This window comes from Curtobacterium sp. PhB146 (genome assembly GCF_004342995.1).
GTDB lineage: Bacteria > Actinomycetota > Actinomycetes > Actinomycetales > Microbacteriaceae > Curtobacterium.
Map to the genome: position 1 here is coordinate 1,378,698 of NZ_SMBN01000001.1, position 15,424 is coordinate 1,394,121.

16 protein-coding genes are annotated in these 15,424 nt (G+C 69.3%); 12 read left to right on the forward strand and 4 right to left on the reverse strand.

Annotated features, from left to right (window positions below; translation table 11 throughout):
• The first annotated feature begins 420 nt into the window (after positions 1-420).
• The 5 genes from EDF33_RS06710 to EDF33_RS20680 all read left to right on the forward strand — a co-directional run bounded on the left by EDF33_RS06710 (position 421) and on the right by EDF33_RS20680 (position 4,057).
• On the forward strand, positions 421-966 hold the full coding sequence (locus tag EDF33_RS06710) for a MauE/DoxX family redox-associated membrane protein (protein WP_132099583.1): 546 nt from the start codon (positions 421-423) through the stop codon (positions 964-966).
• Positions 966-1,511, forward strand: a complete 546-nt coding sequence (locus EDF33_RS06715) for a hypothetical protein (RefSeq protein ID WP_131845334.1) — start codon at positions 966-968, stop codon at positions 1,509-1,511. The genes EDF33_RS06710 and EDF33_RS06715 overlap by 1 nt, the downstream gene beginning before the upstream one ends.
• Complete coding sequence (locus tag EDF33_RS06720; RefSeq protein WP_131845335.1) at positions 1,504-3,354, forward strand: ABC transporter ATP-binding protein; 1,851 nt, start codon at positions 1,504-1,506, stop codon at positions 3,352-3,354. The genes EDF33_RS06715 and EDF33_RS06720 overlap by 8 nt, the downstream gene beginning before the upstream one ends.
• Complete coding sequence (locus EDF33_RS06725) at positions 3,351-3,785, forward strand: S26 family signal peptidase (protein ID WP_131845336.1); 435 nt, start codon at positions 3,351-3,353, stop codon at positions 3,783-3,785. Before EDF33_RS06720 ends, EDF33_RS06725 begins: the two co-directional genes overlap by 4 nt.
• 137 nt (positions 3,786-3,922) lie before the next feature.
• Entirely contained in the window at positions 3,923-4,057 is a 135-nt protein-coding gene (locus tag EDF33_RS20680; protein ID WP_279387357.1) for a hypothetical protein, read from the forward strand.
• Between the two features lie 72 nt (positions 4,058-4,129).
• Here EDF33_RS20680 and EDF33_RS06730 read toward each other — a convergent pair whose 3' ends face one another.
• From EDF33_RS06730 to EDF33_RS06740, 3 genes are all read right to left on the reverse strand, one after another.
• Positions 4,130-4,681: a PH domain-containing protein gene (locus EDF33_RS06730; protein ID WP_132099584.1), complete on the reverse strand. Its 552-nt coding sequence runs from the start codon at positions 4,679-4,681 to the stop codon at positions 4,130-4,132.
• A 216-nt stretch (positions 4,682-4,897) separates the two neighbouring features.
• Positions 4,898-5,377, reverse strand: a complete 480-nt coding sequence (locus EDF33_RS06735; protein WP_131878336.1) for a peroxiredoxin — start codon at positions 5,375-5,377, stop codon at positions 4,898-4,900.
• A gap of 9 nt (positions 5,378-5,386) precedes the next feature.
• On the reverse strand, positions 5,387-6,136 hold the full coding sequence (locus EDF33_RS06740; protein WP_131878338.1) for a CPBP family intramembrane glutamic endopeptidase: 750 nt from the start codon (positions 6,134-6,136) through the stop codon (positions 5,387-5,389).
• Between the two features lie 121 nt (positions 6,137-6,257).
• On the opposite strand from EDF33_RS06740, the gene typA reads away from it, so the two are divergent.
• From typA to EDF33_RS06775, 7 genes are all read left to right on the forward strand, one after another.
• Positions 6,258-8,180 carry a translational GTPase TypA gene (gene typA / locus EDF33_RS06745; protein ID WP_111084979.1) on the forward strand — a complete coding sequence of 641 codons (1,923 nt, stop codon included), beginning with the start codon at positions 6,258-6,260 and terminating at the stop codon, positions 8,178-8,180.
• Positions 8,181-8,246: 66 nt separating this feature from the next.
• Positions 8,247-9,440 (forward strand): amidohydrolase, encoded by a 1,194-nt coding sequence (locus EDF33_RS06750; protein WP_165918732.1) that lies wholly within the window; start codon positions 8,247-8,249, stop codon positions 9,438-9,440.
• A 112-nt stretch (positions 9,441-9,552) separates the two neighbouring features.
• Positions 9,553-10,095 (forward strand): hypothetical protein, encoded by a 543-nt coding sequence (locus tag EDF33_RS06755; RefSeq protein WP_131878342.1) that lies wholly within the window; start codon positions 9,553-9,555, stop codon positions 10,093-10,095.
• A 19-nt stretch (positions 10,096-10,114) separates the two neighbouring features.
• Positions 10,115-11,305 carry a PIG-L family deacetylase gene (locus tag EDF33_RS06760; RefSeq protein ID WP_131878344.1) on the forward strand — a complete coding sequence of 397 codons (1,191 nt, stop codon included), beginning with the start codon at positions 10,115-10,117 and terminating at the stop codon, positions 11,303-11,305.
• Between the two features lie 35 nt (positions 11,306-11,340).
• Positions 11,341-11,658 carry a ferredoxin gene (gene fdxA / locus EDF33_RS06765; RefSeq protein ID WP_069711637.1) on the forward strand — a complete coding sequence of 106 codons (318 nt, stop codon included), beginning with the start codon at positions 11,341-11,343 and terminating at the stop codon, positions 11,656-11,658.
• A gap of 13 nt (positions 11,659-11,671) precedes the next feature.
• The gene (gene dapC, locus EDF33_RS06770) at positions 11,672-12,790 is read left to right on the forward strand and encodes a succinyldiaminopimelate transaminase (protein WP_132099585.1); all 1,119 of its coding nucleotides are present in this window, start codon (positions 11,672-11,674) and stop codon (positions 12,788-12,790) included.
• Between the two features lie 184 nt (positions 12,791-12,974).
• Positions 12,975-14,273, forward strand: coding sequence for a citrate synthase (locus tag EDF33_RS06775; RefSeq protein ID WP_123340789.1), 1,299 nt, complete (start codon positions 12,975-12,977; stop codon positions 14,271-14,273).
• 76 nt (positions 14,274-14,349) lie between these two features.
• Here the strand turns inward: EDF33_RS06775 and dapD are convergent, their stop codons facing one another.
• A complete protein-coding gene (dapD, locus tag EDF33_RS06780; RefSeq protein ID WP_131878347.1) occupies positions 14,350-15,336 on the reverse strand; it encodes a 2,3,4,5-tetrahydropyridine-2,6-dicarboxylate N-succinyltransferase in 987 nt (328 codons plus the stop codon).
• Positions 15,337-15,424: the final 88 nt, after the last annotated feature.

A 15,424-nucleotide genomic window follows, 5' to 3' on the forward strand; every position in this document is an offset into this window, starting at 1 on the left:
CTGTGCCCCCCTTCGGAGGAGTCGCAGCCGCATTCGGGTCGATCAGTCGCTTGCCCTCATCCCACCGGGCCGACCACGCACGCGCCACAGGTGAAGCCGCACGAGCCACATCCTGCTTGCGCGTACAGGTAATGACAGTCCTGGTGTGCACCCAGCGGGCAGACCCGGGCGAAGGCTGAGCACTTCGAGCAGCCCGCGGCTTTCACCGGGGGTGGCGCGAAGATGCTGAGGAAACGGTCCCCGGCCGTGGCCACGCGTTCGAGAGTAGTCCGCACTTCGACCTCCTGGTTTCGATTGAACAGGAGAACTCGACGCTCCCCCTGAGCGCATTCCACTCCGACGGACACCGTCTTGTCAATGTCTTGCGAACGACTTGGTGCATGTGGTTGGGTGATGTTGGGGCACATGATGGGGGTGGACATGATCTACGTTGAGGTAGTTGGACGGGCGGTCATCTTCCTCGTCTTTGCTGCGTCGGTCAGCACGAAAATCCGCAGCAAAGATCGGCGACATCTCCTGGAATCTGCGCGAGCAATGTTGGGCGCGCTGCGCCCGGGGCTCTCGGACTCCACGATGGACCACCTGGGACGCGCTGCTCTCGTGGCGCAATGGCTTGTGCTGGTACTCGTCGTGACGCCGTGGTGGGTCGTTGGCGCCGTCCTGGCCGCACTGTTGCTCATCTCGTTCACCGCCGGGTTGATCGCGTCGATCCTGGCTCCGGAGGACGCGCAGTGCGCGTGCTTCGGCGCAGACGGTCCTGACGTGAGCGTCTGGGATGTCGTCCGCAACGGTGTGCTGATCGCGATCGCCGCTGCCCTGGTGGCGTTGGCCGGCGTCGAGACGCGGCCGCCGGAGGTCGGTGCCGTCGTCGTGCTGCTGTGTGGCGCTGTCGTACCGGCCTTCCTGCTGGTCGAGATGACCTCCATCCGAGAACTGTTCGTCGCAGGAAACCACAGGGGGAAATGATGTTCGCAGTCTGGTTGATGTTCTTCGTCGTCTTCGCGATCGGCCTCGTGAACTTCGTCCTCCTGGTGGCGGTGATCCGGCGATTGCGTGCGCACGGGCACGAAGGATCGGTCGAATCGACTCCGCTGAGTCTGGTCATGTCGAGCGGGGAACCACACGAGTTCGTGGCGACGTCGATGGACGGGAAGCGCGTCGACCAAGACACGATCAGCGGGGACGCCGTGGTGGGGTTCTTCCTGAAGGGTTGTGCTCCGTGCAGAGAACTCATCCCGGACTTCGCCGCCGAGGCGCGACGGCGACGGGCCGCTGGTGAGACGGTCGTGGCGGTCGTCGTCGGAGACGGCGCGGCTGAGACGTACGGCCCCCTGCTCGCGGGATCGGCGGACGTCGTCGCGGAGGATTCCGTCGTCCCCGGGCAGCCGGGGTACCACACTATGGCCGCCGCGTTCGACGTTCAGGGTTTCCCTGCCGTGGTGCAGCTCAAGGACGGCGTCGTGGTCGACAACGTGCGTGATCGGATCGTCCCGAGCTCTGCGCGTGTCTGATCACGGAACACGCGCGGGCCGGCTCTCGTTGATCGCGACGGCCGGTGCGCTCGCATTCCGTGCCGGTCCGTTCCTCTTCACGAGCACGTTGCTGATCGCTCTTGTCGAGGGCATTGCTCCCGTCTGGGTAGCGCGTTCGTTCCAGAGCGTCATCGACGCCCTGGTCTCGTCGGCGTCGTTCGCCGCCCCGGCCATCGGGTTCGGGATCGGGACGGTCGTGATCGCCGTGCTGATACCTGTGTCGGCGGCGTGCGATTCGGCTCTTTCACGAGCGGTGCGCATCGAGGCGCAGACCCGACTCTTCTCGGCGCTGCACGAGCGACTCAAGGGACTCACATTGCTCGAGTCGCCGGCGTTCCAGGACCGGGTCCGGCTCGCCCAGCAGGCCGTGTACACCGGCCCGAACCAACTGGTCCGCGACATGGTCAGCACGGTCCGGGCTGCGATCCTGCTGACCGGCTTCGGGATCGCGTTGGCCGGCGTGGCACCGATGATCCTGGTCTTCGCACTGCTCGCCGCAGTGCCCGTCGTCGTGACCGAGCTGGGGTTGACCCGCCGGTGGGGTCCAGCCATGCACCGCGTCAACAGTGCGGAGCGTCGCCTCACCTTCTACTCGATGCTCCTGCTTTCGCCCGAGGCGGGAAAGGAGATCAGACTCCTCGGACTCGGGGCCCTCCTGCGGCGGCGAATGGACGCGGAGCTGCGCGACTCGGCCCGAGCGGAAGCGAAGGTGGACGGTACGACGCTCCGGATGCGGCTGGCCACCACGTGCCTCACGGTACTGCTGTCGTTGTGCGCACTCGCGTGGGCGGCCGTCGAGGTCGCGAGTGGCCGTATGTCCGTCGGAGGGCTCACGCTCGTACTCGCCGGCGTCGGGGGTGTGCAATCGACGATCACCGCTCAGTCCTCGGTTTGGACTTCGCTCGCGAAGACCCTGCACGCCGTCAGCGAGTACGTCGCGGTCGTCACGGTGCAGCCGGACCTGCCGACGCCCGAACGCGGGGCGAGGGTCCCCGTACTCCGTGACCGGATCGAGTTCCGCGACGTCTGGTTCCGGTACGCGGCCGACCTGCCGTGGGTCCTCCGAGGTGTGTCGTTCTCGGTGCCGCACGGGAAGGCGGTCGCACTGGTCGGTCAGAACGGTGCCGGGAAGTCGACGATCGTGCGATTGCTCTGTCGACTGTACGAACCAGACCACGGCGAGATCCTGTGGGACGGGATCGACATCAGGTCCCTGCCCGTCGATGAGCTCCGGCAGCGGATCGGTGCGGTCTTCCAGGACTACTCGGAGTACGAGGCGAGCGTTCGTGACAACGTCGCGTTCGGCGATGTCGATGCTGCAGACCCAGAAGCCAGCGTTCGTCTCGCTGTCGATCGTGCCGGGGCGACGAAGATCGTCGAGACGCTTCCGTACGGACTCGACACGTTCCTCACGCGGATGTTCACGGACTCGGCAGACAGGGACGACCCGGAGACGGGGGTGATCCTCTCCGGAGGTCAAGGTCAGCGGCTCGCCTTCGCCCGCGCCATGATGCGCGCAGATCGAGACGTCATGATCCTCGATGAGCCGAGCTCGGGTCTCGATGCGTTCGGCGAGACGGAACTGCACGCGACACAGCGCCGAGTCCGTCGTGGACGGGCATCCCTGCTGATCTCGCACCGGCTGAACACCGTCCGGGATGCCGATGAGATCATCGTCCTCGACGAAGGTGCGGTCATCTCTTCCGGTACCCATGCTGAACAGCTTCGGGAACGCGGACTCTACTGGGAGTTGTTCGAAGCACAATCCCGCGGCTACCGAGAGGATGCGGCGGTCGGCGCGACGTCGCAGGCGAACGCGTGACGCTGATCATCGGGGTCGGCTGCTTCGGCGCAGCCGCTGTCGCGTTCGCGGTCCTTGCTCTTGCGCGGTACCGGGTGTACCGCGTGTACGGAATCAGCATGCTGCCCGCCCTCGACAATGGTCAGGCTGTTCTGGTCCGGAAGAAGACGAGGGGAATCGCCGTCGGCCAGCTGGTCGTCTTCGACGGTGACGGATTGCCTTACGTGGATTGCGAAAGCGGCTCTCAGTGTTTTCCGAAGGAGTTCAGCGGCACAGCTGTCAAACGAGTTGTGGACATCCGGGTGGAAAACGGTGGAATCGTCTTCGAAGTCTTGGGTGACAATCGTGCGGCGAGCATTGATTCACGCAACTTCGGCGTGATTTCGTTCGAACGAGTGATCGGCGTCGTCGTCGGCCGGACCGGTCTTCACGGCGCCTCTTCACAAAAATGACGTCAATTGCTACCGTTGACATCGAGCCCGGGGTGGCGCACGACGCTCTTGTGGTCAATGCGTGGGTCGATGATGAACGCCGTCACGCTCCGGACGGTGCTCGAGAACCAGGGGAAGTCACAATGCAGGCAAACACCATGAAGAAGTCATTCGCGCTCGCGGCGACGCTGCTCGTCGCGGCGACGCTCGGGCTCGGCGCCGCAGCAGCGGTGCACGCCGACGGTGCGCCGACGCATGCGTCAGCCGGCGCACCGTTCAAATGGAAGAACTGAACGACCTCGACCCGGGGCGGGGTGTCGCCAGTGGCGGCGCACCGCCCTCCGTCGCCTGTGCCGCGTCGGACGCTACATCCGGGCCGCCGCGAGCGACGCCGCGATCCCGAGCACGACGAACGCCAGCACCGTCCAGCCGTGCACCCGGTGGGTGATCGGCGCCGCCGTCACGGTCGCGGGCGGCGGGCCGTCCTGCGGAGCCGGGGCGGGTACGAGGGCCAGCATCCGCGCGGCCGCAGCGTCGACGTCGAGGTGATCCGGGCCTCCCGGTCGGCCCGGGACCTGGGCGGTGAGCCGCGCGGTCGGGCGGGTCGCGATCCAGACGCGGCGGACGCCCTCGCTCGTGACGACCTCGATGCCGTACTTCGTGCGCACCTCGGTGACACGCGACCACGTGTAGGTGCTGGTGCGGTGGACGTCCACGATCCGCAGGTGCTCGGGCGTCAGCTCGATGCGCGGACGCCAGAGCGCGGCCCACGCCACGAACGCGATGCAGATGCTCGGGACCGGGACGAGCCACGGGTTGCTGCCACCGAGCAGTGCCAGGGGGACGAGCGCCACCGCGACGACCCAGAGGGCGATGGCGAGACGGCGGAGGCCCGGGGCGACGATGGTGGTGTGCACCGGACGAGGTTACGAGATGCCTCCCCGGAGACGCCCGGGGAGCGGGTGTGACACACCAGCGCGTATCTCCGGACGACCCGATTCCCCGGGGAGGCAGATCCTGCGTGGACCTCTCGTGCCGACAATGGTCGTCGCCCCCAGTTCGGGTGTCAATACCCCATGGCGACGGATTCGGGAAACCCCCACGCCGGGAACGGCGTCAGTCGCGGGATCCGGTCACGAGACGAGCAGTTCGATCTGTTCTCGGATGGTCTCGGCCGTCGGGAACCGCAGACCGACCAGGCCGACGTGCCGCCACCGCACGACCCCGTCGGGACCGATCACGAACACCGACCGACGGAGTCCGATCCCCGGCGCGCGCACGCCGTAGTCGCGGATCACCGAGCCGGCGGTGTCGCTCAGCAGGGGGAACGTCAGCGAGGAGCCGCGCGCGAACGTCTCGTGCGAGTCGAGGGCCTGCGGGCTGATGCCCCACACCACGGCACCCAGGTCGTCGAACTCGTCGAGTTCCGCCTGGTAGCTGCAGAGCTGCGCGGTGCAGACGGCCGTCGCGTCGCCGGGGTAGAAGGCGAGCACCACGGTCCGGCCGATCTCCGACGACAGGTCGTACTCGTCGTCGGTGCGGACCCCGTCGCGGACGATCATGCCCGGCAGGGTGAACGTCGGCGCGGACTCGCCGACCTCGGGGATGCTCATGTGCTCACGCTACGAGAACAACCGGGGGAACGCGCTCGCGACCCAGGGGTACCCGACGAACACCGCGGCGTCGAGCAGGCAGTGCGTGATGATCAAGGGCATCAGGCGGCCCCACTTCGTGTAGATCCAGCCGAACACGATGCCCATCACGGCGTTGCCCACGAACGCGCCGAAGCCCTGGTACAGGTGGTAGCTCCCGCGCAGCAGTGCCGTCGACAGGATCACCTGCCACCGCCCCCAGCCCAGGTCGCCGAGCCGGGCGTAGAGGTACCCGATCACGATGACCTCCTCCTGCAGGCCGGAGCGGATCGCGGACAGCAGCAGGACCGGCACCGTCCACCAGTACGAGTTCAGGGCAGCGGGGTCCACGCTCACCGTGATGCCGAGCGCACGCCCGGCGAAGTACAGGGCGAGCCCCGGGATCCCGATGCACAGAGCGATGAGCGCCGGACCGCCCAGGTCGGGCTTCACCCGGAACCGGTCGATGCCGAGCCGGGACAGGTGCGGGCGGGACGTGCTCCACAGCAGGAAACAGACGAGCGCGACCGGTGCCAGGTCCACCGCGATGCCGAGCAGCTGCCGGGCCAGGTCGACGTACTGCACCGTCGTCGACGAGGTGTTGAGCGCCGTGGACTGCTCGCCGAGCGGGGTCGTCTGCGACAGGTCGTCGATGATCTGGAGGATCGAGTACAGCGCGCTGGCACCCAGTGAGAGCAGCAGCACGATGGTGATCTCGACCCACGTTCGCCGTCGGCTCATCTGCTGTACTCCTGACGGTTGCGAACTACCGGTAGACTGGCGTGTCGGGCGTTCTGCCCGCGGGTGCGGTGCCGACAAATCACTGGCCCGACACTCTCCCAGAAATTGAAGGATGTCCTGTATGGCGCTCGCCACCCGGTCCGACCTGCGCAACGTCGCCATCGTGGCACACGTCGACCACGGCAAGACCACCCTCGTCGACGCGATGCTCACGCAGACCAACTCGTTCGACGCCCACTTCGAGGGCGAAGACCGCATGATGGACTCGAACGACCTCGAGCGCGAGAAGGGCATCACGATCCTCGCGAAGAACACGTCGGTGCTCTACAACGGCAAGCACGCGACCGAGTTCGGCGCGGACGGCCCCATCACCATCAACGTGATCGACACCCCGGGTCACGCCGACTTCGGTGGTGAGGTCGAGCGAGGCCTCTCCATGGTCGACGGTGTCGTCCTGCTCGTCGACGCGTCCGAGGGCCCGCTGCCCCAGACGCGCTTCGTGCTCCGCAAGGCGCTCGCCGCCAAGCTCCCGGTGATCCTGCTCGTCAACAAGACGGACCGCCCCGACTCCCGCATCGACGAGGTCGTCTCCGAGTCGCAGGACCTGCTCCTCGGCCTGGCGTCCGACCTGTCGGACGAGGTCGACGACCTCGACCTCGACGCGATCCTCGACGTTCCCGTGGTCTACGCCTCGGGTCGTGCCGGTGCCGCGTCGCGCAACAAGCCGGCCGACGGCTCGCTGCCCGACAACGACGACCTCGAGCCGCTGTTCGAAGCGATCCTGCAGCACGTCCCCGCGCCGAAGTACGACGACCAGCACCCGCTGCAGGCCCACGTCACCAACCTCGACGCGTCGCCGTTCCTCGGTCGCCTCGCGCTGCTGCGCATCTTCCACGGCACGATGAAGAAGGGCCAGACGGTCGCGTGGGTCAAGCACGACGGCACCGTCGTGAACGCCCGCATCACCGAGCTCCTCATCACCAAGGCCCTCGAGCGCTACCCGGCCGAGTCGGCTGGCCCCGGTGACATCGTCGCCGTCGCCGGCTTCGACACGATCACCATCGGTGAGACGCTGACCGACCCCGAGGACGTCCGCCCGCTGCCGACCATCACGGTCGACGACCCGGCGATCTCGATGACGATCGGCACGAACACCAGCCCGCTCGTGGGCAAGGTCAAGGGTCACAAGCTGACCGCCCGCATGGTCAAGGAGCGCCTCGACCGCGAGCTCATCGGCAACGTCTCGCTCAAGGTCCTCGACATCGGTCGCCCCGATGCGTGGGAGGTCCAGGGCCGTGGTGAGCTCGCGCTCGCCATCCTGGTCGAGCAGATGCGTCGTGAGGGCTTCGAGCTCACCGTCGGCAAGCCGCAGGTCGTCACGAAGCGTGACGAGAACGGCAAGCTGCAGGAGCCGTACGAGCACATGACGATCGACACGCCGGAGGAGTACCTCGGCGCGATCACCCAGCTCATGGCCGCTCGCAAGGGCCGCATGGAGAACATGACGAACCACGGCACCGGCTGGGTGCGCATGGAGTTCATCGTCCCGTCGCGCGGCCTGATCGGCTTCCGCACGTCGTTCCTGACCGAGACCCGCGGCACCGGCATCGCCAACGCGATCTCGCACGGCTACGACGAATGGGCCGGCCCGATCCAGACCCGCATCAACGGCTCGATCGTGTCCGACCGCTCGGGTGTCGTCACGCCGTTCGCCATCACGAACCTGCAGGAGCGGATGACGTTCTTCGTCAACCCCACCGAAGAGGTCTACGAGGGCATGGTCATCGGCGAGAACTCGCGCGCCGACGACATGGACGTCAACATCACGAAGGAGAAGAAGCTCACGAACATGCGTTCGGCGAACGCCGACTCCTTCGAGTCGATGACGCCGTCGCGCCAGCTCTCCCTCGAGGAGTGCCTGGAGTTCGCGCGCGAGGACGAGTGCGTCGAGGTCACCCCGGCCGTCGTCCGCATCCGCAAGGTCGAGCTCGACGCGCAGGCCCGCCAGCGCTCGTACGCCCGCCTGAAGCGTCAGGACGCGTAAGCACCAAGCGACGCGTCGCGTCAGCAAGAGCACGACCTGAGGAGGTCGGGGGTTACGGTGGATGCCGTGACCCTCGACCTCCTCTCGCTGTACCAGGACCTGCACGCCCACCCCGAGCTCGGTTTCCAGGAGCACCGCACTGCGGGCATCGTGGCCGACCGGCTCGCCGAACTCGGTGGCATCGAGGTGACCACCGGCGTCGGCGGCACCGGTGTCGTCGGCGTCCTGTCGAACGGCGAGGGCCCGGTCGTGTGGCTCCGCGCCGACATGGACGGCCTGCCGGTCCAGGAGCGCACGGGGCTGTCCTACGCCAGCCAGCACCGCGGCACCGACGAGGACGGCAACGACGTCCCGACGATGCACGCATGCGGCCACGACATCCACGTCACCTGGCTGCTCGGCACGCTCGAGCGCCTCGTCGCCACCCGGGACCAGTGGAGCGGCACGGTCGTCGGCGTCTTCCAGCCGGCGGAGGAGGTCATCTCCGGCGCCCGCGCCATGGTCGAGGACGGCCTGGTCGACCGGTTCCCGAAGCCCGACGTCGTGCTCGGCCAGCACTCGGCTCCGGCCCCGGTCGGCATCGTCGCGATCGGCTCCGGCCCGGTGATGGCGTCGAGCGACCGGCTCACCGTGACCTTCAACGGTCGCGGGGCACACGGGTCCGCGCCGCAGGCATCCCTCGACCCGGTCGTCACCGCCGCGTCCGCCGTCGTGCGGCTGCAGACCGTCGTCTCGCGCGAGGTCTCGCCGAGCGACGCCGGTGTGGTCACCGTCGGCAGCTTCCACGCCGGCACCCGCGCGAACATCATCCCCGACCAGGCCGTCATCGAGATCTCGACGCGTGCCCGCAACGAGGACACCCGTGCGCGCATCATCGCGTCGATCGAGCGGATCGTCCGTGCCGAGAGCGACGCCGGTGGCCTGCCCGAGCCGACGATCGTGCGGTCGCCCGGTGCCGAGGTGACCGTGAACGACGCGGAGTCCGCTGCCCGGGTGCTCGCGGCCGTCAGCGCCGCCGTACCGGGTGCGCGCGAGCTGGAGATCGGGCTGGCGATGGCGTCGGAGGACGTCGGGCAGCTCGCGACGGCGGCGGGCGTCCCGCTCGTGTACTGGTTCACGGGGATCACCGACCCGGAGCTGTTCCGCCGCGGCGAGGACATCCCGAGCAACCACTCGCCGTTCTACGCGCCGCAGGCCGAGACCGCGATCCCGGTCGGCGTGGACGCCTTGGTCGCCGCGACGCGCGCCTACGTCGCCTGACGGACGGACGGGAGGCGCGGGGCGGCCCCGCCGCGCGGGTGACCGTCCCGGGGACAGGACGTTCACAGCCAACTCGCGCCGTGCCTCCCGGCTCACCCGTTACCGTCGGCGCATGCGTTCCCTCCGTACCCCGCTGATCGCCGCCGTCGCCGCCGGCATCGCCCTGGCCGGACTCACCGGCTGCTCGTCCGACTCCGTGAAGCAGGCGACGGACCTCGGGTCCTCGGTGGCCTCGACGGTCGCGCACGGCGTCGCGGGCATCGACGGCAAGGCGATCCAGGACGGCATGTCCTCGGTCGCGGGCGGCATCGACGGGGCGCTCGACACGGCGCTCAAGGGTGCGAACGTCACCTCTGACGGCAAGGTGCCCGACGGGTTCCCGTCGTCCGACGTGCCGCTCGTCGACGGCACGGTGCTCGGCGGGGGAGCGGGACCGAACGGCTCCGGGTGGGTCGTGCAGGTGCGCGCCGGGTCGGTCGACGACTTCGCCTCCGCCGCGCAGCAGCTCGCCGACGCCGGTTACACCGAGTCGGCGAAGCGCGCCGACTCGTCGAGTGCGTTCGGGATGTTCCGCAGCGACGGGTACCGCGTCGTGCTCACGTTCTCGGACGGCGACGACGGCGTCACCGCGACCTACATCGTCACGGCCCGCTAGTCCCGTACCCTTGGGGGCCATGTCGAAGGCCTCCGTCACGCGCCCCGAGCGCGTCCTGTTCGTGCACGCCCACCCCGACGACGAGACCCTGTCGTCCGGTGGGACGATCGCGACCCTGCTCGAGCTCGGCGCCGAGGTCACCGTGTTGACGGCGACCCGCGGTGAGCGCGGCGAGATGCTCACCGAGCGGCTCGCACCCCTGGCCGGCGACGCACAACGCGTCGCCGCGCACCGTGAGACCGAGATCGACGCGGCACTCGCAGCCCTCGGCGGCCCGGCGCGCCTGTGGCTCGGCGGGCGCGGTGCCCGGCCCACCGACCTGCCGGAACGCCGGTACGTCGACTCCGGCATGCAGTGGGGGCCGGACGGGCGGGCGACCGCCGCCGACGACGCCCCCGTCGACTCGCTGACCGCCGCCGACCTGGGCGAGGTCGTCGACGACGTCCGTGCCGCGATCCGCTCCACCGGTGCGGACGCGGTCGTGAGCTACGCCGACGACGGCGGGTACGGCCACCCCGACCACGTGCGTGTGCACCACGCTGCTCGGTACGCGGCCCGGGCAGAGGAAGTGGCGTTCTCGATGATCGTCGCCCCGGACACCGGGGACGCAGACGTCACCGTCGACGTCCTGCCGGTGCGGGCGAAGGTGCGTGCCGCCGTCGAGCAGTACCGCTCGCAGGTCACCGTCGACCCGGTCGACCCCGCGGACCCGACCGCGCTGTCGTGGGTGATGCCGCACGGCGTCCGCGAGCACGCCCCCGCCGTCGAGGCCTTCCGGCACGACGCCGACCCGCAGCCCCCGGCACCGCAGACCTACGCCGAGATGTCCGGCCAGGGCAAGGTCGCCGCGGTCGCCGTCGCGCTCGTGCTCGGGCTCGTCACCGGCGGACTGGGCACCGTGACGCACCAGCAGACCGTCGGCGCCGCCGCGTTCCCGATCGGCATGGTGATCACCACGCTGCTCGTGATCGGGCTGACCGTGGGCATCCGGCTGCTGTACCGGTCGCGGGCGATGGTCGCCGCGATCGGCATCGGCATCCTCGTCGCGACCCAGGTGCTCGTCTCCGTCGGCGGCCAGGGCTCGCCGCTCGTGCTGGCGAACGCGGCCGGGTACGTGTGGACGTTCGCGCCCGCCGTCATCGCCGCCCTGGTGCTCGCGTGGCCGGACCTGTCGGGGCTGCGGTCCCGGACGGCCCCGGGCCGCGAGTAGACTCGAACCCGCTCGTCGAAGGGAGCACCCGAACCGTGACCTACGTGATCGCCCAGCCCTGTGTCGACGTCAAGGACCGTGCCTGCATCGACGAATGCCCCGTCGACTGCATCTACGAGGGCGACCGCTCGCTGTACATCCACCCCGACGAGTGCGTCGACTGCGGTGCGTGCGAGCCGGTGTGCCCGGTCGAGGCCATCTACTACGAGGATGACCTGCCCGACGAGTGGGCCGACTACTACAAGGCCAACGTCGAGTTCTTCCAGGAAGTCGGCTCGCCCGGTGGCGCCGCGAAGGTCGGTGTGATCCACAAGGACCATCCGGTCGTCATGGCCGAACCGCCCCGCGGCTGAGCCGGACACGCACGTGGCGCTCGACCTGCCCGACTTCCCCTGGGACCAGCTCGTCCCGTTCAAGCAGCGCGCGGCCGGGTACGAGGGCGGCATCGTCGACCTGAGCGTCGGTTCGCCCGTCGACCCGACCCCCGAGGTCGTCCGACGCGCCCTCGCTGACGCCACGGACGCGCACGCCTACCCGCAGGTCGCCGGCACCCCGGCGCTGCGGCAGGCCATCGCCGACTGGTACGGCCGACGCCACGGGGTGCGGCTGACCGAGGCGCACACGCTGCCGACGATCGGGTCGAAGGAGTTCATCGCCGGCCTGGCGCTCTGGCTCGGCATCGGCGCCGGCGACACCGTGGTGTTCCCCGCCGCTGCGTACCCCACCTACGAGCTCGGCGCGGCCCTGGTCGGTGCGGACGCCCTCGCATCGGACGACCCGGCGGCGTGGCCGGCGACGACGAAGCTGGTGTGGCTGAACTCGCCCGGCAACCCCGACGGCCGCGTGCTCTCGATCGACGACCTGCGTGCAGCGGTCGACCGCGCCCGCGAACTCGGTGCCGTCATCGTCGGTGACGAGTGCTACGCCGAGCTCGGCTGGGACCCGCAGTACGCGACCACCCCGACCCCCACGATCCTCGACCCCCGGGTCGTCGGCGACTCGGTCGACGGCGTGCTCAGCGTGTACTCGCTGTCGAAGCAGTCGAACCTGGCCGGGTACCGCGCGGCGTTCGTCGCCGGTGACGCCCGGATCCTCGCCGACGTGCTCGCGGTCCGGAAGCACGCGGGGCTGATGCCGCCGCTGCCGGTGCAGGAAGCGATGATCGTCGCACTCGCCGACCAGACCCACGTGCAGCAGCAGAAGGCCCGCTACCGGGCGCGCCGGAACATGCTCCGACGGGCACTCGAGGACGCCGGCTTCCGCATCGACCACAGCGAGGCCGGCCTGTACCTCTGGGCGACCCGCGGTGAGCCGGCGCTCGACACGGTGTCGTGGTTGGCCGACCGCGGGATCCTCGTCGCACCGGGCACGTTCTACGGCACAGCGGGCGGGGAGCACGTCCGGGTGGCCCTCACCGCGACCGACGAGCGCATCGCCGCGGCGGCCCAGCGGCTGGCCAGCAGCCGTCGGCTCGGCGCCGCGTAGCGCGGGGACGGACCCCGCCGCCGGGCGGATCGTGCATTCCGCCCGGAGCGCAACCGGGGGTTCCCACCAAGTCGTGACCATCGATGTGTGCACGAGCGACAGACGCCGCGATTAGGCTGTCAACGTGACTGACACTGCCAACGACGCTCAGAAGACGGCCACACCGCCCACGACGCCCGTGCCCGTGAGTCCCGCCGCCGAACAGACGGGCGAGACCGCGACGCTGACGTACCCGGGCGGCAGCGCGGAGTTCCCGATCCTGCCGAGCGTCGACGGCGCGTCCACGATGGACATCTCGACGTTCAAGAAACAGACCGGGATGAACACGCTCGACTACGGGTTCGTGAACACCGGGTCGACCAAGAGCGCGATCACCTACATCGACGGCGACGAGGGCATCCTGCGGTACCGCGGGTACCCGATCGACCAGGTCGCGTCGAACTGCACCTTCCTCGAGGTCGCGTGGCTCCTGATCTACGGCGAGCTGCCCGACGAGTCCGAACTCGCCGACTTCGACGCCCGCATCCGTCGGCACACCCTGCTGCACGAGGACCTCCGGCGCCTGTTCGACGCGCTCCCGCACTCCGCGCACCCGATGTCCGTGCTGTCCAGCGCCGTCAGTGCCCTGTCGACGTACTACGAGGACGACATGGACGTCGACGACCCGGAGAAGGTCGAGCTGCAGACCGTGCGGCTGCTCGCCAAGCTGCCGGTGATCGCCGCCTACGCGCACAAGAAGTCCATCGGGCAGGCGTTCCTGTACCCGGACAACGGGCTGTCGTTCGTCGACAACTTCCTGCGCCTGAACTTCGGCACCATGGCCGAGACCTACCAGCCGAACCCGGTGCTGTCGAAGGCCCTCGACCGGCTCCTCATCCTGCACGAGGACCACGAGCAGAACGCCTCCACCGCGACGGTCCGCCTGGTCGGCTCGACGAAGGCGAACATGTTCGCGTCGATCTCGGCCGGCATCAACGCCCTGTACGGGCCGCTGCACGGCGGCGCGAACGAGGCCGTGCTCGAGATGCTGCAGCAGATCAAGGACTCCGGCGAGCCGGTGCAGCGCTTCGTCGAGCGGGTGAAGAACAAGGAGCGCGGCGTGAAGCTCATGGGCTTCGGACACCGCGTCTACAAGAACTACGACCCCCGCGCGAAGCTCGTCAAGGAGTCGGCCGACGAGGTCCTCGAGTCCCTCGGCGTGCAGGACGACCTGCTCGACATCGCGAAGGAGCTCGAGCAGATCGCGCTGAGCGACCAGTACTTCATCGACCGCAAGCTCTACCCGAACGTCGACTTCTACACCGGCATCATCTACAAGGCGATGGGCTTCCCGCCGCGCATGTTCACGGTGCTGTTCGCGATCGGCCGCCTGCCCGGCTGGATCGCGCAGTGGCGCGAGCTGAACAACGACCCGCTCAACAAGATCGGTCGCCCGCAGCAGCTCTACGTGGGTGCGCCGAAGCGGGACCTCCCCGCGCGCTGACGCGCGTTCTCACCCGCGAAAGCGACAGAGTCCCGCGAACAGTTCGCAGGACTCTGTCGCTTTCGCGGGGCCAGGCCTACGCGTGGAGCGCGGTGTTGAGCTGGATGCCCTCGCCCTTGCGCTGCAGCGCCTCGACGGCGCCGGACAGGCTGTTGCGGCGGAACAGGACGTTCGGGGTGCCGGACAGCTCGGCGGCCTTGACGGTCTTCGGCGTGCCGTCCGGGTTCGGTGCGGCGCCGACCAGGACGACCTTCGTTCCCGCCGTGACGTACAGGCCGGCCTCGATGACGGAGTCGTCGCCGAGGGAGATGCCGAGACCCGCGTTCGCACCGAGCAGCGCGCGCTCGCCCAGGGAGACCCGGTGCGTGCCGCCGCCGGAGAGCGTGCCCATGATGGACGCCCCGCCGCCGATGTCGGTGCCGTTGCCGACGACGACGCCCTGCGAGACACGGCCCTCGATCATGGCGTCGCCGAGGGTGCCGGCGTTGAAGTTCACGAAGCCCTCGTGCATGACGGTCGTGCCCGGTGCCAGGTGCGCCCCGAGACGGACGCGGTTGGCGTCACCGATGCGGACGCGGTCCGGCACGACGTAGTCGACGAGACGGGGGAACTTGTCGATGGCGTGCACGGCGATGCCCGCGCGCTGCAGCGACGGGCGCAGGCGGGTCAGGGACTCCGGGTGGACCGGCCCCGCGTTCGTCCACGCGACGATCGGGAGGTACCCGAAGACACCGTCGAGGTTGATGGTGTTCGGACGCACGTGCAGGTGGCTCAGCAGGTGCAGACGCAGGTACGCGTCCTCGGTGCTGGTCGGGGCGGCGTCGATGGTGACCTCGGTGGTGACGGCCTCGATCCGGACCTCGCGGCGGGGGTCGTCGCCGACGTGCGCCTGCAGTGCTGCCGGGAACACCGCGTCGGTCGGCAGCGGGCCGAGGTGGGTCTCCGGGTACCAGGTGTCGAGCGTCGTGCCGTCGGCGGCGATCGCCGCGAGGCCGTGGCCCCAGGCGTGCGTCGGGCGGTCGGCGGTGGCGGTCGGGTCGGTGGCAGCGGTCGTGTCGGTCACCGCACCAGGGTACCGACGCACTGGACGGGAGCACCGGACCGACCGGACGGACGCTGCGGAACCGCACCGTGCCTCCCGGCCGCCGTGC